At 63.3% G+C, this 22467-nt stretch carries 25 protein-coding genes; 17 read left to right on the top strand and 8 right to left on the bottom strand.

Annotated features, from left to right (window positions below; genetic code table 11):
- Positions 1–71 precede the first annotated feature (71 nt).
- Positions 72–743: a flagellar hook capping FlgD N-terminal domain-containing protein gene (locus CUV01_RS08365; protein ID WP_101460072.1), complete on the bottom strand. Its 672-nt coding sequence runs from the start codon at positions 741–743 to the stop codon at positions 72–74.
- A 15-nt stretch (positions 744–758) separates the two neighbouring features.
- Positions 759–1538 carry a flagellar hook-length control protein FliK gene (gene fliK, locus CUV01_RS19625; RefSeq protein WP_157994818.1) on the bottom strand — a complete coding sequence of 260 codons (780 nt, stop codon included), beginning with the start codon at positions 1536–1538 and terminating at the stop codon, positions 759–761.
- An 812-nt stretch (positions 1539–2350) separates the two neighbouring features.
- Here fliK and CUV01_RS20045 point away from each other — a divergent pair.
- The 6 genes from CUV01_RS20045 (at position 2351) to CUV01_RS08330 (ending at position 5567) form a co-directional block, all read left to right on the top strand.
- A complete protein-coding gene (locus CUV01_RS20045; RefSeq protein ID WP_232962633.1) occupies positions 2351–2599 on the top strand; it encodes a flagellar biosynthesis protein FlgJ in 249 nt (82 codons plus the stop codon).
- Complete coding sequence (locus CUV01_RS08350) at positions 2596–2916, top strand: hypothetical protein (protein WP_101460070.1); 321 nt, start codon at positions 2596–2598, stop codon at positions 2914–2916. The genes CUV01_RS20045 and CUV01_RS08350 overlap by 4 nt, the downstream gene beginning before the upstream one ends.
- Positions 2917–3091: 175 nt before the next feature.
- The gene (locus CUV01_RS08345) at positions 3092–3940 is read left to right on the top strand and encodes a flagellin N-terminal helical domain-containing protein (protein ID WP_101460069.1); all 849 of its coding nucleotides are present in this window, start codon (positions 3092–3094) and stop codon (positions 3938–3940) included.
- Positions 3941–4015: 75 nt separating this feature from the next.
- The gene (locus CUV01_RS08340) at positions 4016–4384 is read left to right on the top strand and encodes a flagellar biosynthesis regulator FlaF (protein WP_157994817.1); all 369 of its coding nucleotides are present in this window, start codon (positions 4016–4018) and stop codon (positions 4382–4384) included.
- Positions 4381–4785: a flagellar biosynthesis repressor FlbT gene (flbT, locus tag CUV01_RS08335; RefSeq protein ID WP_101460067.1), complete on the top strand. Its 405-nt coding sequence runs from the start codon at positions 4381–4383 to the stop codon at positions 4783–4785. Before CUV01_RS08340 ends, flbT begins: the two co-directional genes overlap by 4 nt.
- Positions 4782–5567 (top strand): DUF1217 domain-containing protein, encoded by a 786-nt coding sequence (locus CUV01_RS08330; protein WP_101460066.1) that lies wholly within the window; start codon positions 4782–4784, stop codon positions 5565–5567. Before flbT ends, CUV01_RS08330 begins: the two co-directional genes overlap by 4 nt.
- Positions 5568–5646: 79 nt before the next feature.
- On the opposite strand, the gene CUV01_RS19620 is transcribed toward CUV01_RS08330, so the two are convergent.
- Complete coding sequence (locus CUV01_RS19620; RefSeq protein ID WP_157994816.1) at positions 5647–5886, bottom strand: hypothetical protein; 240 nt, start codon at positions 5884–5886, stop codon at positions 5647–5649.
- A gap of 10 nt (positions 5887–5896) precedes the next feature.
- On the opposite strand from CUV01_RS19620, the gene CUV01_RS08325 reads away from it, so the two are divergent.
- The 3 genes from CUV01_RS08325 to CUV01_RS08315 all read left to right on the top strand — a co-directional run bounded on the left by CUV01_RS08325 (position 5897) and on the right by CUV01_RS08315 (position 9074).
- Positions 5897–7219, top strand: a complete 1323-nt coding sequence (locus CUV01_RS08325) for an ATP-binding protein (RefSeq protein ID WP_157994815.1) — start codon at positions 5897–5899, stop codon at positions 7217–7219.
- Positions 7216–7833, top strand: a complete 618-nt coding sequence (locus CUV01_RS08320) for a response regulator transcription factor (RefSeq protein ID WP_101460064.1) — start codon at positions 7216–7218, stop codon at positions 7831–7833. The genes CUV01_RS08325 and CUV01_RS08320 overlap by 4 nt, the downstream gene beginning before the upstream one ends.
- 77 nt (positions 7834–7910) lie before the next feature.
- Complete coding sequence (locus CUV01_RS08315; protein WP_101460063.1) at positions 7911–9074, top strand: glycosyltransferase 61 family protein; 1164 nt, start codon at positions 7911–7913, stop codon at positions 9072–9074.
- On the opposite strand, the gene CUV01_RS08310 is transcribed toward CUV01_RS08315, so the two are convergent.
- Both CUV01_RS08310 and CUV01_RS08305 read right to left on the bottom strand, forming a co-directional pair.
- Positions 9071–10336, bottom strand: a complete 1266-nt coding sequence (locus CUV01_RS08310; RefSeq protein ID WP_101460062.1) for a hypothetical protein — start codon at positions 10334–10336, stop codon at positions 9071–9073. The genes CUV01_RS08315 and CUV01_RS08310 overlap by 4 nt on opposite strands.
- Complete coding sequence (locus tag CUV01_RS08305) at positions 10333–12522, bottom strand: O-fucosyltransferase family protein (protein ID WP_157994814.1); 2190 nt, start codon at positions 12520–12522, stop codon at positions 10333–10335. The genes CUV01_RS08310 and CUV01_RS08305 overlap by 4 nt, the downstream gene beginning before the upstream one ends.
- 148 nt (positions 12523–12670) lie before the next feature.
- Between CUV01_RS08305 and CUV01_RS08300 the strand changes: the two genes are divergently transcribed.
- The 7 genes from CUV01_RS08300 to CUV01_RS08270 all read left to right on the top strand — a co-directional run bounded on the left by CUV01_RS08300 (position 12671) and on the right by CUV01_RS08270 (position 19818).
- Positions 12671–13186, top strand: a complete 516-nt coding sequence (locus CUV01_RS08300) for a DUF2478 domain-containing protein (protein WP_101461958.1) — start codon at positions 12671–12673, stop codon at positions 13184–13186.
- On the top strand, positions 13183–13476 hold the full coding sequence (locus CUV01_RS08295) for a sulfurtransferase TusA family protein (RefSeq protein ID WP_101460060.1): 294 nt from the start codon (positions 13183–13185) through the stop codon (positions 13474–13476). The genes CUV01_RS08300 and CUV01_RS08295 overlap by 4 nt, the downstream gene beginning before the upstream one ends.
- A gap of 13 nt (positions 13477–13489) precedes the next feature.
- Positions 13490–14461 carry an iron exporter MbfA gene (gene mbfA, locus CUV01_RS08290; protein WP_101461957.1) on the top strand — a complete coding sequence of 324 codons (972 nt, stop codon included), beginning with the start codon at positions 13490–13492 and terminating at the stop codon, positions 14459–14461.
- A gap of 26 nt (positions 14462–14487) precedes the next feature.
- Positions 14488–15156 (top strand): nitroreductase family protein, encoded by a 669-nt coding sequence (locus CUV01_RS08285; RefSeq protein ID WP_101460059.1) that lies wholly within the window; start codon positions 14488–14490, stop codon positions 15154–15156.
- A complete protein-coding gene (locus CUV01_RS08280; RefSeq protein ID WP_101460058.1) occupies positions 15156–16085 on the top strand; it encodes an AEC family transporter in 930 nt (309 codons plus the stop codon). The genes CUV01_RS08285 and CUV01_RS08280 overlap by 1 nt, the downstream gene beginning before the upstream one ends.
- A gap of 3 nt (positions 16086–16088) precedes the next feature.
- Entirely contained in the window at positions 16089–16886 is a 798-nt protein-coding gene (locus CUV01_RS08275) for a crotonase/enoyl-CoA hydratase family protein (protein WP_101460057.1), read from the top strand.
- A 118-nt stretch (positions 16887–17004) separates the two neighbouring features.
- Positions 17005–19818 (top strand): GMC oxidoreductase, encoded by a 2814-nt coding sequence (locus tag CUV01_RS08270; RefSeq protein WP_101460056.1) that lies wholly within the window; start codon positions 17005–17007, stop codon positions 19816–19818.
- 20 nt (positions 19819–19838) lie between these two features.
- Here CUV01_RS08270 and CUV01_RS08265 read toward each other — a convergent pair whose 3' ends face one another.
- Genes CUV01_RS08265 through dapD form a run of 3 tightly spaced genes read right to left on the bottom strand, consistent with a single transcriptional unit; the run spans position 19839 to position 21535 of the window.
- Entirely contained in the window at positions 19839–20204 is a 366-nt protein-coding gene (locus CUV01_RS08265; protein WP_101461956.1) for a DoxX family protein, read from the bottom strand.
- Positions 20205–20249: 45 nt separating this feature from the next.
- Entirely contained in the window at positions 20250–20705 is a 456-nt protein-coding gene (locus CUV01_RS08260; RefSeq protein WP_101460055.1) for a YaiI/YqxD family protein, read from the bottom strand.
- Between the two features lie 5 nt (positions 20706–20710).
- Positions 20711–21535, bottom strand: coding sequence for a 2,3,4,5-tetrahydropyridine-2,6-dicarboxylate N-succinyltransferase (gene dapD, locus CUV01_RS08255; protein ID WP_101460054.1), 825 nt, complete (start codon positions 21533–21535; stop codon positions 20711–20713).
- A gap of 94 nt (positions 21536–21629) precedes the next feature.
- On the opposite strand from dapD, the gene CUV01_RS08250 reads away from it, so the two are divergent.
- Positions 21630–22460, top strand: a complete 831-nt coding sequence (locus CUV01_RS08250; RefSeq protein ID WP_101460053.1) for an LOG family protein — start codon at positions 21630–21632, stop codon at positions 22458–22460.
- The last annotated feature ends 7 nt before the right edge of the window (positions 22461–22467 follow it).

Here is a 22467-nt window from a genome sequence, read left to right as displayed (position 1 = left end):
TGCGCCTCGCGCCGCCTCACGGCCCGTTCCGGCAACATCCGCGCAGATCCAAGGCGGCAACGGGGTCGGCATCACTGCACGCGCGGGTCGCGAACCGCCTGCACCTCATCGGCCATGGTCATCGCGCCGCCTTCCAGCACCAGTTGAACGCCGCCGCGCGCCAACTCGGCCTCGAGAACGCGGGCATAGCTGCCCACCTCGGCTTCTGCGATCTTGTCGCCGTTCTGCCAGCTTTCGACCCGGTATGTGTAAAGGCCATCCGGCATCTTGTTGCCCAGCGCGTCATGACCAAACCAATCAACCTGCCCTTCGCCAACACCGATCTCCTCGCGCATCAACTCGCGACCGCCTGCTGTCAGGGTCACCAACTGCACGCTATCGGCGCGCGGATCAGGGTTGATATCCAGGGTCAGCGGCCTGTCACTGAACCAGACCGGCCCGGTCACGCGCACCTCGCGACCAAGCCAGTCCGACAGCTGCCCGACGCCGCCACCCATCTGCTGTGTCAAACTCGACAAAAGGCTATTCGTCTGCGCCTGTTGCTCGACACCCGAGAAGGTCGCCAACTGCACAGCGAAATCCGAACCCTCCATCGGATTCAGCGGATCCTGGTTTTTCAATTGCGCCGTCAACATGCGCAAGAACGTCTCGAAATCACCACTGGCAAGTGATTTTTGCCCACCCGCGCTGCCCTGCGCTGCGGGCGCCGCGAAGGCGGCGCTGCCCGAAACCGGTACGACCATTTCTAACTCCTGTTTCTAAACTCTGATATCCAGGCGACCGACATCATGGCCGCCTGACTTCGCCCGATGATCAGCTTCGTTGTCTGGCACCGCATCGCCGCGCCCCGTCAGGCCAATCGCCAGCGTCTGCGCTGCGTCATCACCCGAGCCGCCACCACCCTGATCCTGCCATTCCCCGCTATCTCGAAAATCAAGCGCCGCGCCGTCCAGCCCACCGTCCTGCAGATCCGCCAGCAGCGCGTCGCTGTTGCGGCGCAACATCTCCAGAACCTCGGGCCGCTCGACCCAGACCGTCAGCGACGGCCCGTTCTCGCCGCGTGACACCACCAACCGGACAGAGCCCAGCTCTTCCGGTGACAAGGCGATTTCGGTTCGATCGCCGTAAAGATGCAGCACGGCCTCGGCCACTTGCCGGCTCGCACCCGCCGCAGAGACCGCCGCCGCCGATCCGGCAGTGGCCGAAAAGGCGACGGCAGGACCGGACGAAAGGGTAACGGATGGCAGCGACGACGGGTCGCCCTCGGCGTCGCCCATAAGGCCGGCCTCAGGCGGCAAGAGGATACCCGCAGAAACCGCAGGCATCGTCGGCCGGGGCATCAGCGCATTATCGAATGTCAGCGGCCCAGTCGGCAGCGGATGATTGCCCGCTGCAGGGGCGCGCATATCCGTCGCAGATGCCCCCACCTCACGCCAGGGCAACACATCGCGCTGACCGCGCAGCGCCTCGGCCAGGACTGCGCGATGTTCAACGGGCCGAGAATCGGCCAGAATCGCCGGCTCAGCAGCAGCTTGCATCACCGCGCCTGTGTGCGCTGAGCCCGCAGACAAGGTGGCGCGAATTAGCCCTCCGGCATCGGGCAACGTAGAAAGTCCAGATGACAGTAGCCCTGTCCCCCGATCATCGCCCATCTTGATCTGATCGCCCAAAGCAGACCCGCCCGCCGAATGGCTCGATCGCTCGGTCCCGCCTTGCTCAAAGGCCGAACCCACTGCCGGGTCTCTTGCCGATCCCGCCGCTGTTGCCACCGCCCCGGCTGTGTTGTCGCCATCAGCGTTTGCTGGTTGGATGCCCGCCGCGACATGTTCTCCGTCGGTGACACCGTCCGATGCGAACACGATTTCTTTCTGAACCGTCGCCGACGGCACATCCGGATACTCTTCGACCTCCGTGTAGGCTGGCCGCAACATGCCTTGATCGGGCGCATCCGCCCAAGCTTCCGCCAACACGGCCCCATCGCTTTCATCAGCAACAGTGTCAGCAGCGCTTTCCGAATCAGGCACAGATTCAGGGGCATTCACCAGACCTGCTTGTACCGGAGCCTGGGCGGCCTCTACCTCTCGAGGCAGCTGAACCGGCCCAGGGACCGCCCCTGACTGCGCCGGACTATCGGCACCCAAACGCGCCGCAAAGGCCGATTCGCCGGTCTCGGCGGCAGGCCGAAATGCCCCCCGATGCCCTGCAATTGCGGGCTTTGCGGCAAGAGAAACAAGATCACGATCCATCTAAAGGTCCTGTTCGAACATGCAGTGAACATACCCCAAGCAGATTACCGAATATTTACCGGTGCCTGCCATGATGGCCTTGTGAATCATCGAAAATGGAAAAAATGCAAACAAATCTCATCGCCGCCCCGGCGGCCCCGCCCCAACTCTCGCAGCAGCGTTCCGATCAGCGGCTGGAACAGGTCTTTCTCGAAGAGATGCTGAAATATGCGGGTCCCAAACCGTCCAAGGATATGTTTGGCGGTGGCATCGGCGAAGAACAGTTTTCGACCTTCCTGACGCGCGAATACGCGGCGCTGCTGGCCGATTCGATTGATTTCGGCTTCAGCGTTGGCCGGAAGGAGGCGTCATGATCCCCGATCTCATCGACAAACAGATCAAATTGACCAAGGCCGCTGTCATGGGTGGCCGCCCGCAAGAGGCGCTTGATGGGGTCGAACACCTCGTGTCTCTGCTGAAGCGCGATCCACCAGACGAAGCCTGCGCCGAGACATTGCAGGCAAGAATGGCAGAACTGCGCGGACTGGCCCAGGCCGCGCTTGCCGGTGCGCAGTCGGCGGCCGCACAGATGCAGGCAATCATCCATTCCGCCCGCTCGCTTGAGACCTATGACCAACAGGGCAAGCGCAAGGTTGCCGACACCGCCGCGGCCCAGCCGCGTCGATTTTAAGTAAAATGCCAGTCGCTTAGCCTTTGAGCGGCTGACCGATTTCACCGATTGTAAATCATCTGCCCTTAGAAGGGTGATCGCATTGGAAAATGTGGGGCTCTAAAGCCCGACGGTTCAGAACGGCCGGTTTCTTAAAAACCTCGGGCGCAAAGCGCCCACTGAATAGGAGGACACCATGTCCAGCATTCTGACCAATAACGGTGCCATCGTTGCCCTGCAGACCTTGAAGGGCATCAACCAGAACCTTGGGAAAACCCAGGACTCGATCTCGACCGGCAAGATGATCAACAACGCCAAGGACAACGCGGCGATCTGGGCCATCTCGAAGGTGATGGATTCGGACGTCAGCGCGTTCAAGTCGATCCAAAGCAACCTGTCGATGGGCGCGTCAGTGATCACCAACGGTCGCGTCGCGGCCGAGACGGTCGGCGATCTGTTGAATCAGATCAAGACCAAGGTGGTTGCCGCCCAGGATGGCAGCTTCAACCGCGAAACGCTGCAGGCCGATATCGACGATCTGAAGGCACAGATCACCTCGGCGGTCAGTGCATCGCAGTTCAACGGTATCAACCTTGTCAACGGCTCCGAGACGGTCGACTTCGAGGTGCTTGCCTCGCTGGACCGCGCAGCCGATGGCACCATGACGCCGTCGACCATCGATGTCGATCCGACGGCCACGGACCTGTCGCTGGGCGGCACGATCCTTGCCGCGATGGATGCCATCGACGTCACGACCAGTGCGGATCTGGGTGCCGATCTGCAAACCGTCGAGGACGCCGTGGCAGACGTGATCGACGTTGCCTTTGCCTTCGGTTCGGCAGGCAAGCGGATCGAGATCCAGTCGAACTTCATCTCGAAGCTCTCGGACTCGATGACTACGGCGATCGGCGCACTTGTCGATACCAACATGGAAGAGGCTTCAGCGCGTCTGCAGGCACTGCAAACCCAGCAGCAGTTGGGCATCCAGTCGCTGTCGATTGCCAACCAGGCACCGCAGTCGATCCTCGCGCTGTTCCGCGGCTGATGACATTTCGTGGGCCGCTGTTAGCGGCGGCCCACGTCCACCTCTTCAGAAATCCTAGAATCCGGGAATGATACCTTGAACGCGGTTACGCCACTGACAGATTATGGCCGATACGGTTCGGCAGGACTTCGGACAGAGCGCGACTCTGAGTACGAAGCGTTTTCACATGTGACCCGCCTCTTGCGCAACGCAAGAAGCGAGCAACTTGGCCCCGACATTGTCGTTGCAATCAACAAGAACACAGAGCTTTGGTCGATCCTTGCCACAGATCTGGCGCAACCCGGCAATTCTCTTGCCGATGAAATCAAGGCGGGCCTTATCTCACTGGCGGGCTTCGCCATCCGCCATGGGCTTGCGGTCCTGAACAGTGGTGCGAAACTTGATCCGCTGATCGACGTCAACGTCGCCGTCATGAAAGGTCTGCGCGGCGAGGTCCCGGCATGAGCGGTCTTGTCATCAAACTCGGGCCGAATGAACGGATCCTGATCAACGGCGCCGTGATCGAAAACGGCGGCCGGCGGTCAAAGATCTCGATCAAGACGCCCAACGCGAATGTCCTGCGGCTGAAGGATGCAATACATCCCGACCAGGCGCGGACACCGGTCACGCGGGTTTGCTATGTCGCGCAATTGATCCTGTCAGGTGACGCAGCAGAGGATGAGGGCGGCCGTCAGCTGCTTCGCGGCATCGAACAACTGTCCCAGGTTTTCGACGATCCCGACAGTCGCCGGCTGCTCGCCGTGGCAAGTGATCACGCGGTCGAGGGCAATATCTATCAATGCCTGCGCAAGTTGCGTGACCTGCTGCCACGAGAGACCCGCCTGCTTTCGGACAAGCTGCAATGAGCTATCAGATCCTGACCGGAACGGGCGGTCTGGCGGGCTGGAATATGTTGCAGCGGACCGCCGCCCAGCAAAAGCAACTCTTGGCCGCCGATCCCTTGGTGGCCAGATCGACCCAGTATTTTCGCGAAAACATCGCGCGCACCGATCAGGCAGCCGATCTGGTTTCGGATTACCGAATGCTCAGCGTCGCATTGGGCGCGCATGGGCTGGAATCAGATATCGGCAGCAAGGCGTTCATTCGCAAGATCCTTGAATCGCCTCGCTCGGATGATGATGCCCTGGTCAACCGGCTGTCTGACAAACGCTACCTGCGCCTGGCAAACAGCTTTGGTTATGACCTTGGCAATCAGATCGTGGCCACGCCGGAATTCGCCGATCGGATGATCAACAAATATATCGACCTCGAGTTCGAACGTCGCGTGGGTGAAGGCGACCAGAACCTGCGTCTTTCGCTGAATGCCCAGCGAGAGCTGCGTCAGATGGCAGGCAGGGACTCTTCGGAAAACACCATGTGGTACGAGGTGATGGGGAATCCCCCGTTGCGCAAGGTCTTTGAACAGGCCTTTGGCTTTTCCTCGGCTTATGGACGACTGCCGATCGATCGCCAATTGGCAGAGTTCACGGCCAAGGCCGAGGCGGTCTTTGGCAGTTCGTCCTTCGATGTGATTGCGACCGAGGCGGGCATCGACAAACTGGTCCAGACATTTCTGCTAAGATCGCAACTTTCCGAAGGAGGCGGGGCCTCATCCTATTCCATCGCCCTGACACTTCTGCGCGGTTAACCGTGCCGGCAACCCCATGACCACTGCTTCGCCCTGCCGGCGACAAGGTACAAACCGGGCGCACGCGAAAGCCAGCCGCTTAGAGCAGCGCGCGCGAAAGCCGACTGGCCGCCAATCTCGCGACCATGAGAAAGCTGTTCCACGCCGCAATCATCCCACAGCCATCCTGCGCCAGCAGTATCTCCGCCTGCATTCGGGCCTCATCGCTGCGCGGACCGATCCTTTCAACTGCACGACCGACCACCCAGACGCTTTGGCCGATCTGGCCGCCCGGATCCGGATCAATCCGCCCATGGACGCGGATCATCGCATCGGTCAATCTGCCCCCTATGAGCCGATTGACCCTGACCCAGCATATTCTGGTCGTAATTCTGGCGATCCAGCTGGTTCTGCTGACCACCCTCGCCGCAGCCAGCCTGCGGGACCTGAGCGTGCAGGCGGCGGCAGAACAGCGCACCGGCATCAGCACGGCGCGTTCGCTGGTTCTGGCAACCATCGGCACCCTGCAGGGAAACGTTCCGACCGACAGGCTGATGGCCGCCTTGCCAGAGCGCCTGATAAGCCCGGCCAACGCCTCGATCGCGGTGCTTGACGCCCGCGATGACACGGTCCGGCAGCCCGCGGCACCGGCGACCAGCCCGCCATATGCACCGATGTGGTTCGCCCGGCTGATCACCCCTCAGCCGCAGGAAACCCGTCTGCCCGTGGTGATCGACCAGCAGATGTTGGGCTTTGTCGTCATCGCGGCCGATCCCGCGGGCCAGATCGCAGGCGCCTGGCGCGACATTCAGCGCATCGTCGGGATGACGGCGCTGGCGGCACTGGCACAGGCCGCGCTGATCCTGTGGCTGACGCGGCGCGCGTTACGGCCCGTCGGCAATATCGCGGCAAGACTGGCGGATCTGACGCGAGGCCGGTTCGACGCCCGCGTGGGCCCCGTGACTGAACCGGACCTCGCCCCGATTGGCCGGGGCGTGGATCAATTGGCGCTGACCCTGGAACAGGCCCGAAACGACCGCAAAAGACTGCAGCGCCAAGTCGTCACCCGCGCCGATCACGAGCGCAAGGCGATCGCCCGCGACCTGCATGACGAAATGGGTCCCTGCCTGTTCGGCCTGCGCGTCGAGGCAGACGCCCTGGCCACCGCCACCGAGGACCCGAAAATCCCCGAGCACGCCGCCGCAATCACCCGGATCGCCGATCAGATCGGCGGGTTGAACCGCGCCCTGCTGGACGATCTGCGCCCCGGCGCAATCGGGCAATTGCCTTTTGCCGATGTTTTGACGGGCTATGTGGCCGATCTTGCCGCCCGCTTTCCAGACCATCGAATCTTGGTAAACCTGCCGCCGGGTCTGGGCGAGCCGGACGAGGCCACCGCGATCACCCTGTTCCGCATCCTGCAGGAGGGAACGACCAACGCCCTGCGCCACGCCGGCGCGGAACGGATCGAGGTCTCACTCAGCACCCGACCCGGCCAATGGATCATGACCGTCAGCGACGACGGCACCGGCATGGTCCCGGACACCCCGCACGGCACCGGCCTGTCCGGCATGAGCGAGCGGATCGCGCTTCTGTCTGGCCGTTTGGCCATCCAATCGGATAAAGGGGGAACCAGACTGACCGCCGAATTGCCGAAAGACCCCTTGCCATGAACGCCGCCCTCATCGTCGATGACCATCCGATCACCCATCTGGGCGCAGCGCGGCTGCTGCGCGATCTGGGCTATGAGCAGGTGCATCAGGCAATGACGGCGCAAGAGGCCCTGCAAGAGGCCCGCAACCATCGTCCCGGGCTGATCGTTTTGGACATCACCCTACCCGATGGCGACGGGTTGTCGCTGGTCTCGCAACTACTGGAGGCGGTTCCCGACGCGCGTATCCTGGTCTTTTCGATGAATGATCAGACCAGCTTTGCCGCGCGCGCGCTGGAATGCGGCGCGCATGGATTCCTGTCCAAGAACGCACCGCCCGAGGAATTTCGTCAGGCCGTCCGCGCGCAGGAGGCCGGCGAATTCTACCTTGCCCCCAAGCATGCCATCGCCCTGGCCACGCGCGGCGTCAATGCAGCCGATCCGCTGTCGCAACTGACCCCGCGCGAGACCGAGGTGCTGCGTCTGATCGGGCAAGGCCTGTCGCTGCAGGCCATCGCCGACGACCTGGGCGTCAGCTACAAGACCGTCGCCAACGCCTCGTCCGCGCTCAAGCGCAAACTGGGCGTCGACGGCATGAACGGGCTGATCCGTATCGCGATGGAGCAGCCGGGCTGATGCAATCCGCGGCCCGCACCCTGACCGCGATGACCCTGGCGGCGCTGCCGCAAGTCGCGCACTGAACGGAGAAGACGATGCATCTGGACCTTGATGATACAAAGCAAAACATCGTCATCGTCGACAATGCAATCATCGTGCCGCCCCCGCGTGAGCGCGGATCGAACAACCGTTTCCAGGCGTCGGGCGTGCTGACGGCAGAGGGCGAAATGGTCGAGAACTCGATCACCTGGGGCGAAGGTCGCCAGATCAACGTTGCGCCCGAGATGCCCGACCCCGACACCATCGAGCATCTTCCGGGCCAGCACATGTTCGGCGGCATCATGTTCGGGCATTTCGGACATTTCCTTGTCGAATCGACCACCCGCCTCTGGGGTCTGGAAGAGCTGCGACCGGCCATCGAAAGCATCGCCTATACGCCCAAGATCAATGCCCGACCCATGCAATTCGTGCGCCAGTTCCGCCCACTGTTCAACGTTCTGGGCGCGACCGTTCCCGTGCGGTCAACCCCCGTGCCCCTGCGCGTCGACCGGTTGTTCGTGCCGCGTCAGGGCTTTGGGCAGTTCGAACTGATGCGCGGCTCAGAGGCGTTTCGCGCCTATATGCGCCGCCATGCCGGGCGTCGCATCCCGGCGCAGGGTGCCGAGAAAATCTATATCTCGCGCTCGGGTCTGCAACGCGACAGGGGCGGCCTGATCGGCGAATGGCTGCTGGAACAGCAATTGCAACAAGAGGGCTACGAGATCTACCATCCGCAAAACCACCCGCTGGTCGATCAGGTGGCCCAATACAAGGCGGCCAAGCAAATCGTGGCGGTCGATTGTTCGCCCCTGCATCTGGTCGGCTTTGTCGGCAATTCGGAACAGAAGGTCGCCATCATCAAGCGCCGCAGCATGGAACTGGTGCCCTATTTCGTCGATCAATTACGGCTGTTTCAGGACATCGATGCGTTCGAGGTCGATGTCCTTGTCGATGAATGGCTACCGCATCCGGACAAGCGCCCGGGCCGTCGATCTTGCGGCGAAATCAGCTTTTCCCGGCTGCACGAGGCGCTGGTCGAACGGGGCATGGCCTCCGGTCAGCAGCCATGGCGCGACCTGAGCGATGCCGAACGCGCGGATGAGCGCGAAAGATTGCGAGTGCTGCACGAAGGGACCAAGTTCTTCCGCATGGCAAACCGCGAAAGGTTCATCGAACGGCAAAAGTCCGGCACAGTGCGCGGCGCCAACAAGTTCTCCTAACCCTGCTCCATCTCGGCAAAGGGCATGAAAAAGCCGGGCACCCATTGGTGAATCCGCCGACCCGGCAGCACCATCGATTCCAGCGCCGCGACGCTGCGCCACCCACCGCGACCTGCGGGCATCAGCGAATCCATGCGGTTATCCTTGCCGTGGATGATCTGATAGGCATAGGTCAGCGCGGCGCGGTGATCGTCGATCGGCGGTTTTTCCAGCGTGACCCTGACCGAACGCGGGCCGGTTTGCTGCACGGCCTCGATCTGGCATCGGGTGGCCAGCGTCACGTCAAACCCCTCGCAGTTCAGGTTCGGGTCCGAGATGCCGGGGACAAGCTGGAACTCTTTATCGCCGCCCAGATGCAACTCGACCTGCCGCCCCGACAGGACCGCACGTTCGATGCGCGGGGCAGACAGCAACCAGCCCGTGTCCGCCGCGCCCCCGGCACCACCCGCCAGCAGCGCGGCGATGGCAGCGCCGAAATGTTCGCCAAACAGCGCACGTGATGCGCTGCTGTAATGGATGACGTCATCCAGTTCATAACCATAGCCGCCGCCAATCAGATGGACGTTGTCATAAGCATCCGCGACCTCTTGCATGGCCAGACGGCAGGGCCAGTTGTTACCACTGCCAAGGCTCGCAGTCCCCGCCGGGTCAAGGATCAGCCAGTCGACCTCTACCCCCAACTGCGCGGCCAGTTCAGCGACCCGCGCAATCAGCGCCTCAAAGTTCTTTCGGTAAAAATCCCGTGGCGTACTGCGATCCGCCTCGCCGTGGATAAAGTTGACGATGATCCGGCGCAGCGGCGCGCCCGAACCCGCCGCCATCTCTGCGGCAATCCGGATCGTTTCCAGCATGTTCAACAGGATCTGCGAATCGGTCCCGTCGGCATTGTCCAGAATACCCTCGATATGGCGTTCGTTCTTGACGATTCCATGAAATCTGCGGCCGCCACGGCCCTCGGCCCGGACGATGACCTGACGCAGCCCCTCTGGCGCGCCCTCGTGAAACAACCGCGCCGCAGCGGCGATCTGGAACGACTGGTAATCGCGGCATTTCTTGGTCTCATACGAGGCCGAGGCAGCCGGAACCAGCGCCGTGACCGGCGCCTTTGGCAACGCACCCAGCAAGCCGCGAAACGCATTGCCATCGTCGAAGGTCACGATGCGGGGGTCGTTGAAGGCATCGCAGGCCTGCGCAGGCTTGGCCGGGTAAACATCCGAATTCGACTGCCCATAGGCCAGCAATAGAATGGAATGGGCGCTCATCCGGGATCCCGCGTCGTCGGATTGTCCGCAGTCGCCTCGAGCAAGGCCCGTATCCCCTCCAGATCACCTGCCGGGACCGCGCCGCTGTCCAGCGCGGATTGCGCCCGCTGACGGGCCTCATCATGGTGGCCATCGCGGTGCAGCAACTGCGCGACCAGCGCACCGGCGGCGCGGTGCGGGCCGGCCTCTTCGGCCAGCCGGGTCAGGCGTTCCAGATGCGGGAAAGGCCGATCCTGCCGCAACGCGCGTCGCACCGCGCCGGTCACATGGGTTTCCGCCCAGCCGGTCGCGATCAGCAATTGTTCGTACAGGGCGTCGGCCTCGTTCTCGCGTTTCAGACGGTCCAGCAACTGGATCTGGCGCGTCGCAAACACCGGATAACGCAGCGGTTCGCCCGGCGGGTTCACCCGTTCGAAATGGGCCTGCGCGACCTCGTTCTCGCCGTCGCGCATGATCGTGCCGGCCAGATAGCCGGAATAGACCGGCTCATCCGGAAACGCCTCGACCAGCCGCGCGAACCAGAAACGCGCGCGCTGAAACTTGTGCTGGTGCAACAGGTTGATGGCAAATCGCTGCGCCGCCCAGCGGTTTTCGCTCACCGGCGCATCATGGGCCATCTCGCGCGACAGGGCCAGGGCGGATGCGGGGTCCGGCCCCTCGATCTCGATCAGGCTGCGAAAGCTTTTCAGCGACCGTTCCGCCGGCGTGCCGCGAATGCTGTCCTGCGCCTCGACCGCCAGCACCCTGTCACGCAGGTCGGCATCGGCCCCTGCCGCGATCAGCGGGCCGCGAAAGGTCGAGGACAGAAATTGCCGGATTTCCCAGACCAGACTGCGCATATCGACGCGCTTTTGCGGCGCGCCCCGCGACAGGCTGACCAGATCCAGAACCATCGGCTCGAACGGATAAAACCTCTCTGTGGGCGCCGGATCGGCCAGCAGCCATGTTCGCACCGCCTCGGCGGTAAAGGCCTGCATCGGCCAGTGATACAACGCCCGGCGCAGCAGCACCGTGGCCGTGTCGGCCTGCCCCGCACGCAGATGCAGCAGCGCCTGCATGGTGTCGATCTCACTCAGGACATGCGGCAACGGAATCATCGCATCACGCGCCTGATGCGCGATCTCGGCCAGCATCGCGGCATCGCCCGCGCGATAGGCATCCTCGGCGCGCATGCGGTACATCAGCGGCACGGTGTTGCCCTGATCAAGCTGCTGATCCAGCAGTTCCGACAGATCGCCGGGCTGATCCTGCCGGTCCAGCCAGCGGCGCAAATGCACGGTGGATTGCGCGATCTCGCCATCGTTCAGAAAGCTGCCGGAATCATTCAGCAGACGCTGTTGCAGCGCGGTCATCGCCGCATCCATGGACGCATCCGTCAGCGACTGGCCGACATCGTCGATGGGCACCGCACCAATGGCGGCGGCCACACGGGAAAAGCCGCTCATTTCCGGGGCAACGATCAGCGCCGCGCGCGACATCGCATAAAGTTCGAGAAAATCGAACTGCAGCGAATCCAGATCATCCAGCTGGATCAGATCGGGCAGCCGCAGAACGCCGTCCTGCCGCGCCGCCAGCCAGTCGATCGAGGCCGCCGTATCCGAAATCAGCAATGCCGGCCGGTCAGGCCCGGTGCCGGACTGGCGCATATGTTCCAGATAGATCTCGGGCGGCACGTATTTGTTGGGCCAGGCCTTGCCCCGCGCGCGATAGCTGCTGGTCACGTCGCCATGGCGGATGTGATAGGCGGTGACCTGCCGCCCGGCAAAGGCCGCGTCAATCTGCGCCATCATTTCGCGAATGCGCGGGGTAAAGGTGATCAGCCCCATCGCGTTGCGATAGGCGCGGGCGACCTCTGCGGGGTCTTCGCCCTGCAAGATGGCCGGACCGCCGGTTTCCTCGACGAAATAATCGTATTCGGCATCCGCCTGCGCGATGAATTCCTGCCGTGTCAGCCGCTGGAACCGGCTTGCCCCGATAATCCGCAGCCGGCGCTCCTTGGCTTCGTCGTCAGTGATGAAATAGCGGTCACAGAACGCGGCGTCGAACAGACCCTGATAATGCGACACATTGGCCCGCTTGTCTTGCGACGGCCAGTGGACACGCAGCCTGGCGCCGGTCGCCTCGGCCAATCGCAAGGCACTGAGCAGCGGGATCAAACGTGCCCCAAGCCCGTCATTGCGGGACATCAGGATATTTGGAACCATGCTGCTCTATTGCCCAACTGACATTCGGATGCGCTTGGCATATCGCTTATGATGACCGGTGTCACGCCGGGGCGCGACTTGTGCTTTCGGCAGGCCGATCTATTCTGCTGCCGCGAAAGGGGCCATGACCATGCTGGGATGTTTTGTGCTAAACGGTGCCGAACCCGGAAAGGCCGACCGGCTGCTCGAGGCACTGGCCGGGCAGCTGGCCGCCGAGGGTCTGCGCATCGCCGGCGCGGTGCAGGTCAACTCTGCGCCCTCGGCCGATTGCGCCTGCGACATGGACCTGCGGATACTGGGCGACACGGGGCCGATGGTGCGCATTTCCCAGTCATTGGGACCGGGATCAGTCGGCTGCCGTCTCGATGCGGGCGGCCTGCAAATGGCGGCCGGGCGGGTCTCTGCCGCCCTGCAACAGGGCGCCGATCTGTGCATCCTGCCCAAATTCGGCAAGCAAGAGGCAATGGGTCTGGGCTTTCGCGATTGCATCGGCCAGGCGCTCGATCAGGAAATTCCGGTGCTGACCCATGTGCCCGCCGGCCAATATGCCGCCTTCGAGGCCTTCGCCGGCGAGTTTGCCCAATGGGTCGAGCCACAGGCGCTGGCCACATGGTGCCGCTCGGTCACGCGGGGAACTGCCGCATGACCACAAGCCCCGCCAGCGATGAGGTCGATGCCCGCGGTCTGCTTTGCCCGCTGCCGGTGCTGCGCCTGCGCAAGCGGCTGCTGGCGGTCCAGCCGGGCCAGTCGCTGCGGCTGATCGCAACCGACCCGGCGGCGGTGATCGACGTGCCGCATTTCTGCGCAGAGGGCGGCCATGTGCTGCGCGGAACGCGGGACATGGGCGATGGCGCGCACGAATACACGGTGGAACGCGGACCGCAGGCCGGCGCGGACAAGGATGGCCCCGCAACAGAGGCTGCAAGACAGGGATAAAGGCATGACGTTGATGTCCGGGATGGGGCGCAAGAAATTCTCAGAGCTGACAGAGCAGCAGATCCTGGCGCTGGCGATTTCCTCGGAAGAGGATGACGCACGCATCTATCGCAACTGGGCTGTCTTTCTGCGCGACGAATACCCCGCAACCGCCGCCGTCTTCGAAGGCATGGCCGAGGAAGAAGACGGCCACCGCCAGCGCCTGATCGAGGCGCATCAGGCGCGTTTCGGCGATGCAATCCCGGTGATCCGGCGCGAGCATGTGGCAGGCTATTACGCCCGCAGGCCCGCCTGGATGATGCAGAACCTGTCGCTGGATGCGATCCGTGAAGAGGCCGCCCAGATGGAACGCGGCGCCGGCGATTTCTACACCCGCGCAGCCCAGCGCAGCAGCGATGCGGACACGCGCAAGCTGCTGGGTGATCTGGCAGCGGCGGAACTGGGCCATGAAAAGCGCGCCGATGAACTGGCCGAAGAACACCTGACCGATGACGCCAAGGCTGCCGAGGACGACACCGCGCATCGGGAATTCGTGCTGACCTGGGTGCAGCCCGGTCTGGCCGGGCTGATGGATGGCTCTGTCTCGACGCTTGCGCCGATCTTTGCCACCGCCTTTGCCACGCAGGACACGCATACGACCTTTCTGGTCGGGCTGGCGGCCAGTCTGGGCGCCGGCATCTCGATGGGCTTTACCGAAGCCGCCTCTGATGATGGCGTCGTGTCCGGGCGCGGCTCGCCGATCAAACGCGGCATTGCCTCGGGCGTAATGACCGCGCTCGGCGGTCTGGGCCACGCCCTGCCCTATCTGATCCCGCATTTCTGGACCGCGACGACCATCGCCTGCATCGTCGTCTTCATCGAGCTGTGGGCCATCGCCTGGATCCAGAACCGCTATATGGAAACCCCCTTCTGGCGCGCCGCCTTGCAAGTGGTCCTCGGCGGTGGTTTGGTCTTCGCAACCGGGGTGCTGATCGGCTCGGGCTGATGCCCGCCAATTGATCGGGAGGAAACATGAGCTATATCCCACTGCCGCTGCCCGACCGTGTGCAACTGTCGCCCGAGGCGTCCTTGCAGCAGGTACAGGCGTTTCGCGATTACATGCGCAGGCGCCACTCGGTGCGCGACTTTTCCCCCGATCCGGTGGACCGCGCCGTCATCGAGGCCTGTATCGAAACCGCCGGCACCGCGCCCTCGGGTGCCAACCAGCAGCCCTGGCATTTCGTGGCGATCAGCGATCCCGCGATGAAAGCCCGCGTCCGCGAGGCCGCCGAAGAGGAAGAACGCGCCTTTTACGCAGGCGGCGGCGGCGATGAATGGCTGACCGCGCTGGAACCGGTGGGAACCGGCCCCGAAAAGCCGCACCTGACCACGGCGCCCTGGCTGATCGTGATCTTTGCGCAGCGCTATGGCCTGGATGATGGCCAGCGCCACAAGCATTACTATGTGCCCGAAAGCGTCGGCATCGCCTGCGGCATGCTGATTTCGGCGATCCATCATGCCGGTCTGGTGACGCTGGAACACACGCCCAATCCGATGAAGTTCCTCAACCAGATGTGCGAACGACCCGAGAATGAGAAACCGGTGATGATCCTGCCCGTCGGCCTGCCCTCTGCCGCAGCCACCGTGCCCGCCGCCGCCAAACGCAAAAAGCCGCTATCCGAGATCATGTCAGTCTTCTGATGCTGGCAATTTTTCTGAAGACGCTGCCGTTCTTTCTGCTGATCGGCACCGGGTGGCTGGCCGTCAGGCTGCGCATTCTGCCGACCGAAGCCGCCGGCTGGCTGACCAAGTTCGTCTTTTACTTCGCGCTCTCGGCGATGCTGTTCCGCTTTTCCTCGCAGCTGGATCTGGCGCAGCTTTTCGATCCGCGTTTCGTGGCCGCCTACCTGTCCGGCTCGATCCTGATCTGGACGCTGGGCATGGTGGTGGCCTATCGGCGCGGGCTGGCGCTGGACGAAATGGCGATCGAGGCGCAGTGCTGCATGATCGGCAATACCGGCTTTCTGGGCGTGCCCATGCTGCTGGTCCTGCTGGGAGAGCCCGCCGTGGGGCCGGTCCTGCTGGTCCTGTCGATGGACACGATCATCTTTTCATCGCTGATCACACTGGTCATCGGCATCGGTCGGCAGGGGCGGTTTCGCCTGTCGGTGATCGGCCCGGCCCTGCGCGGTGTTGCCGCCAATCCGATGGTCGTGTCGATGCTGGCCGGTCTGGCCTGGGGCTGGTTCAACCTGCCCATGCCCGAGGCGCTGGACGAATATCTGTCGATCCTCGGCGCCGCCGCGACGCCCGGCGCGCTGTTTGCCATCGGCGCCAGCCTGACCGGCATCCAGTTGCGCCGCACCGGCCCGGCGCTGTGGCTGTCCTTTGCCAAGCTGTTCCTGCATCCGCTGGCGGTGGGCATCGCGGCGCTGTTTATCTTTCGGGTCGAGCCCTTTTCCGCGGGCGTGATGATCGCCGCCGCCGCCCTGCCGGTGGCCGGCAACGTCTATATCCTCGCCCAATATTTCAATGTGGGCGTGCAGCGCGTCTCTTCGGCGATCCTGATCTCGACGGCGGTCAGTATCGTCACTATCCCTGTTGTCATTCACTGGATTACTCAAGGCTGACCCATGCGCGATCTTTCCGACCTGAAGCTGCAGAACATTCTCCTGGACGTGGATCAGGACGGCATCGCCTCTGTCACGCTGAACCGGCCCAGCAAACGCAACGCGCTGGATCTGGCCACCATCGACGAACTGGTCGATATCTTCTCGACCCTGCCCCGCGCCGGCGTGCGCGCAGCCATCCTGCGCGCCAATGGCGATCACTTCAGCGCCGGCCTCGATCTGGTCGAACATCACCGCGAAGAACGCAGTGCGTCCGATTTCATGCATGTCTGCCTGCGCTGGCACGAGGCCTTCAACAAGATGGAATATGGCGGCGTGCCGATCATCGCCGTGCTCAAGGGCGCCGTGGTCGGCGGCGGGCTGGAACTGGCCTCTGCGGCCCATATCCGGGTGGCGGCGCCCGACACCTATTTCGGCCTGCCCGAGGGCCAGCGCGGCCTGTTCACCGGCGGCGGTGCCACGATCCGCGTGGCCGACCTGATCGGCAAGGCACGGATGATCGACATGATGCTGTCGGGCCGCCTCTATCGCGGACAAGAGGCGGTCGATGTGGGCCTGTGCCAATATCTGATCGAGGACCCCGAGGCCAAGGCAATGGAAATCGCCCAGGCCGCAGCCCGGAACCCGCCCTTGTCGAACTTTGCCATTTGCTCGGCCATCAGCCACATGCAGAACATGTCGGCGCTGGACGCAGCCTATGCCGAGGCGGTGGTCGCCGGCGTCGTCAACACCCAGGACGCCGCCAGGGAACGACTGGCCGCCTTTGCCACCGGCACAGCCAACAAGATCAAACCAAAGTAACGCATGCGCGCCATTCGTCATCGCACCGACGCAGCAAGCTTGCGAAAACGCCTGCTTTTTTGCAAAGTTCAGCTTATCGACGCCGTGAAATATCCTTGCTGAAATCCGGAATACCGTTTTGAGCCTCAGAGATCTGCGAGCCGAGGACAGCTCGTCGCATGAACACGACCTGATTGTCATTGGCTCTGGTCCGGCGGGATTGGTGCTGGCGACAGAGCTGATGGGAACCGGCCTCAAGGTCGCCGTGCTGGAAAGCGGCGGTGAAGAGGCCGATGAACGCAGCAATGCCCTGAACGACTTTCAGTCGATCGGCCAGCGCCGCGCGCACCATGATGAGGTGCGCTGCCGTGGCTTTGGTGGCAGTTCAGCCATGTGGACAGGCCGCTGCGGCATGCTGGACGCCATCGACTTTCACCATCGCCCCTGGCTTCCGCGCTCAGGCTGGCCGATCGAGCCCCGCGCGTTGCGGCAGTTCTATCACCGTGCGGGTGCCTATCTGGGTCTGGCGGCAACGTTGGATGACAGTCAGGCCGCGCAGAGCCTGTTCGATGCAGATGACAGTCCGCCATGGGACACGGCGCTGTTCAGCAACGAGGTCTGGCAGTACAGCAATGGCGAAAACGAAGGTGGCAGCCTGATCCGGCAACTCGCCGCGGCAGATGTGACAGAGGCCAGCGGCATCGGCATCCTGCAGCATTCGGGCAGAACCAAGGCCGTCAATTTCGCCGAGCGCTTGCGCCAACCCCTTCTGCAAAGCAGCGACATCGATATTTTCCTGCACGCAACCGCCATGGAGATCGAGACCCGGCCCGATGGCCGCACCGCGCGCTCGGTTCTGGTGGCGCGGCCCGACGGCACCACTGTCAGATTTCACGCCAGAACGATCATTCTGGCCTGTGGCGGCATCGAAAACGCGCGGCTGCTTCTGGCCTCGCGCAGTGCAAATCCCAAGGGTCTGGGGAATGACGCAGATCAGGTCGGCCGCTATCTGACAGATCATCATTTCACTGAAATCGGCCGCTTCGAGGGGCCAAAAGGGGCGATGGTCCGGCGGCGCCTTGGCAGCCGATGGCACGCCGATGCGGATACCAGGACCATCTATCAGATGGGCATCCGCTCCTCCCCCGCCATCCAGCGTGAACGTGGGTTGCTCAACGCCACGATCCATATGACCGAATTCGGCGGCCAGCCAAACGCCCTGTCCACACTGGCCAGCGCTGTCCGGGGCGCGAAGGCGCGCGACAAGGACGGCTTTCTCAGCAGCTTGTCCAGCACGGCAAAACGCCCGCGCAACCTGTTGGCTGCGGCAAATGACCGGCTGATCCATCACCGCCCGCCGCTGAATTCGCCCGAACTGACGCTGCTGGGCTGCGTCGTCGAACAGGAACTGGATCCCGACAGCCGGGTTACGCTGTCGGAGGAAAGCAACTGGCTGGGTCAGCCGATGGCGAAACTCGACTGGCGGCTGTCCGATCTTGAATACCGGACAGCGCAGGCTGTGGCCGGGGACTTTCACGCCGAACTGCAACGTCTCGGCCATGACATGCCGGCACGGCCCGACTGGCTGACCAGCGGCCAAGAGGCCTGGGCGGCGCAATTGCTTGATCTGGCGCACCCGTCCTGCACGACGCGCATGTCTGACGATCCCGCCAGCGGGGTCGTTGACGCCAATTGCAAAATCCATGGCATCGACGGGCTTTATGTCGCCGGCAGCTCTGTCTTTTCGACGCCCGGTCACATGAACCCGACCCATACCATCGTTTCTCTGAGCATCCGTCTGGCGGATCACCTGAAAGGCAAGATCGTGGACAACAAGGACGCCACTGCGGCCCAGGCAAAGCCGCCATCACGCATTCGCATCGGTTTTATCGGCGGCGGGCACCGCGTCGCGAATATCTACGCACCGATCATGAAGGCGCTGGAAAACCGCTTCGAGGTCGCGGGCATCGCCACGAAAACCGCCGCCGGCGCAGACAGGATTGCGGCGGAAACGGGCTGGCCGGCAGGGACAGATATCGCGGCGCTCGCGGGCCAGGAGGGCATTGATTTTCTGGTCGCGGCACTGCCTTCCGCCAGCATCGACGAAACCTATCCAGGCCTCATCGACCTTGGCCTGCCGCTGTTTCTGGAGACACCCTTCTGCTGGAGCGAAATCAAAGGCCGGCAGTTGCTGCAGAAAATAGACAAGGCCGGTTTGTTGGTCGGCGTGGCCGAGCAATTCCCCTTTATGCCCGAGGCGCAGTTGCAACGGAAAATCATCGAGCTGGGCCTGATTGGCCCGGTCAATGCGGTGATGAATGACTTTTGCGCCTATGACTATCACGGGATCGGGCTGCTGCGAACGCTGATCGGACGCGAACGCCGGGCGATCAACGCGAATGGTCGTCAGGCGCGCATCGGCGATGAGGACTGGCTGCTTGGATCAATCGGTCTGGAGGATGGCGGGCTGATCGCTCACAATTACTCTGCCCGGTATCGCCAGTCAGACGCACGCCCGGCAGGCGACATCCGGATCTACGGCGACCGGGGGACGATCATGTCGGACAAGATGATCTTTGGCGATGCCGCAACCGCCCCCGCAGGATCAAACGTCATTCGGAACGAGGACGCGGGCGATCTTGCTGGCCTGTCAGTCGAGACCCCCGATGGGATCATCAACTGGCACAACCCGTTTCACGGCTCCGGGCTGAACGACGAACAGATCGCCGTGGCCGAACTGCTGGTCCGCATGGGCGACAGCGCTCGCTATCAGGCCCCCGCGCCCTACAGCGCATCTTCGGCGCTGGAGGATGTCGAACTGCTTGCCGCGATGCGATATTCGGCGGATGCCGGGGGCGGCAGCCTCGGCCTTCCCTTCTCGCCCGTCACGCAAAAGGTTCGCCGCAAGGCGCGGCAGGTATCGACCAGGCTGCTGCGCCGGAACCGGCCCTGAACCCGGATCAAACCCGGCGCCTAGCGCCGGGCCACGAACCGTCCCGGCCCCTGCGCGGCAAGGATCAGCAATCCGCCCGCGATGGCCCAGTTCTTGACCATGATCGTCACCTGCCACGGATCGGCGCGCAGCTGCCAGTGAAACCAGCTGGTAAACAGGCAATAGCCCGCCAAGGCCAGCGCCCACAGCCGGATCCTTGGCCCCGTCACCAGACAGATCGCCGCGACCAGATTGAACGCCGCAATCGGCCAGATCACCCAGTCGGGCAACCCGATGCTGGCAATCATCTGCTGCGCCGGCCGTGGATCGGTGAATTTCTGCACCGCTCCACCCAGAAACAGCAGCGCGATCATCAGGCGGCCAATCAGGTTCATCAGATCATTCATCGCGTCCATCTTTCAACATGGTGGCAGGGCAGCAAAAGCCGGGCTTCACGACGCCCGCAACGCCGCGGTCAGCGCCCGGTCCAGCGATTGCAGGAACCGCGACCGATCCGCCTTGGAAAACGCAGCCCCGCCGCCCTGATGGAACGGATTGGCCGAGCGGATATCGGCCATCAGGTCGCGCGTGGCCAGACGCGGGCCGATATTGGCGATGCTCAGCACCTCGCCGTCATGCTGGATCACCTGCGCCCCCGCCTTCAGGCAACGATCGGCCAGCGGCAGATCGGCGGTGACGACCACATCGCCCGGACCGCATTCATCGGCGATCCACTTGTCGGCCTCATCCGGGCCCTCGGCCACGATCTTCAGCGTCACCAGCGGATTGGCCGATGGCCGCAGCCCGCCATTGCAGACCAGAACCATCGGCACTTTCAGGCGGGTGGCCACGCGTTCGGCCTCGGCCTTCACCGGGCAGGCATCGGCGTCGATATACAGCGTGGCCACGCGCGTCAGTCGCGCAACAGTTCGTTGATCGAGGTCTTGCTGCGGGTCTTGGCATCCACGCGTTTCACGATCACCGCGCAATAGAGGTTGATCCCGTTTTTGGATGGCATCGAGCCCGCCACGACAACCGATCCGCTTGGCACTTCGCCATAGGACACATCCCCGGTTTCGCGGTCCACGATCTTGGTCGACTGGCCGATGAACACGCCCATCCCCAAGACCGAGCCCTCGCGGACGATGCAGCCCTCGACCACCTCAGAGCGCGCACCGATAAAGCAATCATCCTCGATGATCGTCGGGCCGGCTTGCAGCGGCTCCAATACGCCGCCAATGCCGACGCCGCCCGACAGGTGCACGTTCTTGCCGATCTGCGCGCAGGACCCCACGGTCGCCCATGTGTCAACCATCGTGCCCTCGCCCACGCGCGCGCCCAGATTGACGAAAGACGGCATCAGCACCGCGCCCTTGGCGATAAAGGCTGACCGGCGCACGATGGCGCCCGGCACGGCGCGAAAACCGGCCGCGCGCCATTGATTGTCGCCCCAGCCCTCGAATTTGGTCGGCACCTTGTCCCACCAGCTGCTGCCCTGCGGCGCGCCCGACATCTCGCCCATGTCGTTCAGGCGAAAGCCCAGCAGAACGGCCTTTTTCGCCCATTGGTTCACATGCCACGCGCCATCGTCCTGACGCTCGGCCACGCGCAGGGTGCCGTTGTCCAACTGGCTCAGCGCCTCTTCGATCGCCTCGCGCACTTCGCCCGTGGTTGCGGGCGTGATCTCGGCACGGGTATCCCATGCGGCTTCGATGGCGTTTTCCAGTGCGGCGGTCATGGCAGGCCTCTCTTCGGGTGGCATTAAGGTTCCATCGGCTATAAGCGTGGAAACCAATGCGCGCAATCACCGCGCCCCGACTGTCGAGGTTTAGATGAGCAAAGACGAAGACCGCGCCCACCCGTTTCGCGGCAGCCGGCTGGATGCCGCCGCGGCCCAGAAAACACCCGACACGCCGCAGACCCGCGCGCCGGCCTATCGCCTCGCCTTTTCGGACCCGGATTTTCTGCTGCGCGAGGAATTGCGTCCGGTGCGGTTTCAGCTGGAACTGCTGAAACCGCAGATGATCATGGACGAACGCGGCATCGAATCCACCGTCGTCATGTTCGGCGGCACCCGCATCCCCGCGCCCGAGGTCAAGGACCAGGCACGCACGACCACCCTGTCGGACATGTCGCAATATTACGAACAGGCGCGCCGCTTTGCCTATCTGATGACAGAGCGCAGCCTCAAGGCCTATGGCCGCGAATTCGTCATCTGCACCGGCGGCGGCCCCGGCGTGATGGAGGCCGGAAACATGGGCGCGGACGAGGCCGGCGGGCAGTCCATCGGCCTGAACATCGTGCTGCCGCATGAACAGGCGCCGAACCCCTATGTGACGCCCGATCTCAGCTTCAACTTTCACTATTTCGCCATCCGCAAGATGCATTTCCTGATGCGGGCACGGGCGATCACGGTGTTTCCGGGCGGCTTTGGTACGCTGGATGAACTGTTCGAGACGCTGACCCTGATCCAGACCCGGCGCATGTCACCGATCCCGGTGATCCTGTTCGGCGGCGAGTTCTGGGACAAGATCATCAACTGGCAGGCACTGGCCGAGGCCGGCACCATCAGCGCCTCTGATCTGGATCTGTTCAGCTATGTCGAAACCGCCGATGAGGCGGTCCAGATCATCGACAGTTGGCAGGGTCCCGAAGACGACTGACCAAACG

The organism is Paracoccus tegillarcae, assembly GCF_002847305.1.
In the GTDB taxonomy this organism is placed as follows: domain Bacteria; phylum Pseudomonadota; class Alphaproteobacteria; order Rhodobacterales; family Rhodobacteraceae; genus Paracoccus; species Paracoccus tegillarcae.
This window is presented reverse-complemented; position numbering and strand designations above follow the sequence as displayed.

Bases quoted from the DNA above. Each gene is read 5' to 3' on its own strand.
- CUV01_RS08365 (WP_101460072.1), bottom strand. From the start codon at position 743: ATGGTCGTACCGGTTTCGGGCAGCGCCGCCTTCGCGGCGCCCGCAGCG.
- fliK (WP_157994818.1), bottom strand. From the start codon at position 1,538: ATGCAAGCTGCTGCTGAGCCGGCGATTCTGGCCGATTCTCGGCCCGTT.
- CUV01_RS20045 (WP_232962633.1), top strand. From the start codon at position 2,351: ATGCAAACAAATCTCATCGCCGCCCCGGCGGCCCCGCCCCAACTCTCG.
- CUV01_RS08350 (WP_101460070.1), top strand. From the start codon at position 2,596: ATGATCCCCGATCTCATCGACAAACAGATCAAATTGACCAAGGCCGCT.
- CUV01_RS08345 (WP_101460069.1), top strand. From the start codon at position 3,092: ATGTCCAGCATTCTGACCAATAACGGTGCCATCGTTGCCCTGCAGACC.
- flbT (WP_101460067.1), top strand. From the start codon at position 4,381: ATGAGCGGTCTTGTCATCAAACTCGGGCCGAATGAACGGATCCTGATC.
- CUV01_RS08330 (WP_101460066.1), top strand. From the start codon at position 4,782: ATGAGCTATCAGATCCTGACCGGAACGGGCGGTCTGGCGGGCTGGAAT.
- CUV01_RS08325 (WP_157994815.1), top strand. From the start codon at position 5,897: ATGAGCCGATTGACCCTGACCCAGCATATTCTGGTCGTAATTCTGGCG.
- CUV01_RS08320 (WP_101460064.1), top strand. From the start codon at position 7,216: ATGAACGCCGCCCTCATCGTCGATGACCATCCGATCACCCATCTGGGC.
- CUV01_RS08315 (WP_101460063.1), top strand. From the start codon at position 7,911: ATGCATCTGGACCTTGATGATACAAAGCAAAACATCGTCATCGTCGAC.
- CUV01_RS08310 (WP_101460062.1), bottom strand. From the start codon at position 10,336: ATGAGCGCCCATTCCATTCTATTGCTGGCCTATGGGCAGTCGAATTCG.
- CUV01_RS08305 (WP_157994814.1), bottom strand. From the start codon at position 12,522: ATGTCCCGCAATGACGGGCTTGGGGCACGTTTGATCCCGCTGCTCAGT.
- CUV01_RS08300 (WP_101461958.1), top strand. From the start codon at position 12,671: ATGCTGGGATGTTTTGTGCTAAACGGTGCCGAACCCGGAAAGGCCGAC.
- CUV01_RS08295 (WP_101460060.1), top strand. From the start codon at position 13,183: ATGACCACAAGCCCCGCCAGCGATGAGGTCGATGCCCGCGGTCTGCTT.
- mbfA (WP_101461957.1), top strand. From the start codon at position 13,490: ATGTCCGGGATGGGGCGCAAGAAATTCTCAGAGCTGACAGAGCAGCAG.
- CUV01_RS08285 (WP_101460059.1), top strand. From the start codon at position 14,488: ATGAGCTATATCCCACTGCCGCTGCCCGACCGTGTGCAACTGTCGCCC.
- CUV01_RS08280 (WP_101460058.1), top strand. From the start codon at position 15,156: ATGCTGGCAATTTTTCTGAAGACGCTGCCGTTCTTTCTGCTGATCGGC.
- CUV01_RS08275 (WP_101460057.1), top strand. From the start codon at position 16,089: ATGCGCGATCTTTCCGACCTGAAGCTGCAGAACATTCTCCTGGACGTG.
- CUV01_RS08265 (WP_101461956.1), bottom strand. From the start codon at position 20,204: ATGAATGATCTGATGAACCTGATTGGCCGCCTGATGATCGCGCTGCTG.
- dapD (WP_101460054.1), bottom strand. From the start codon at position 21,535: ATGACCGCCGCACTGGAAAACGCCATCGAAGCCGCATGGGATACCCGT.
- CUV01_RS08250 (WP_101460053.1), top strand. From the start codon at position 21,630: ATGAGCAAAGACGAAGACCGCGCCCACCCGTTTCGCGGCAGCCGGCTG.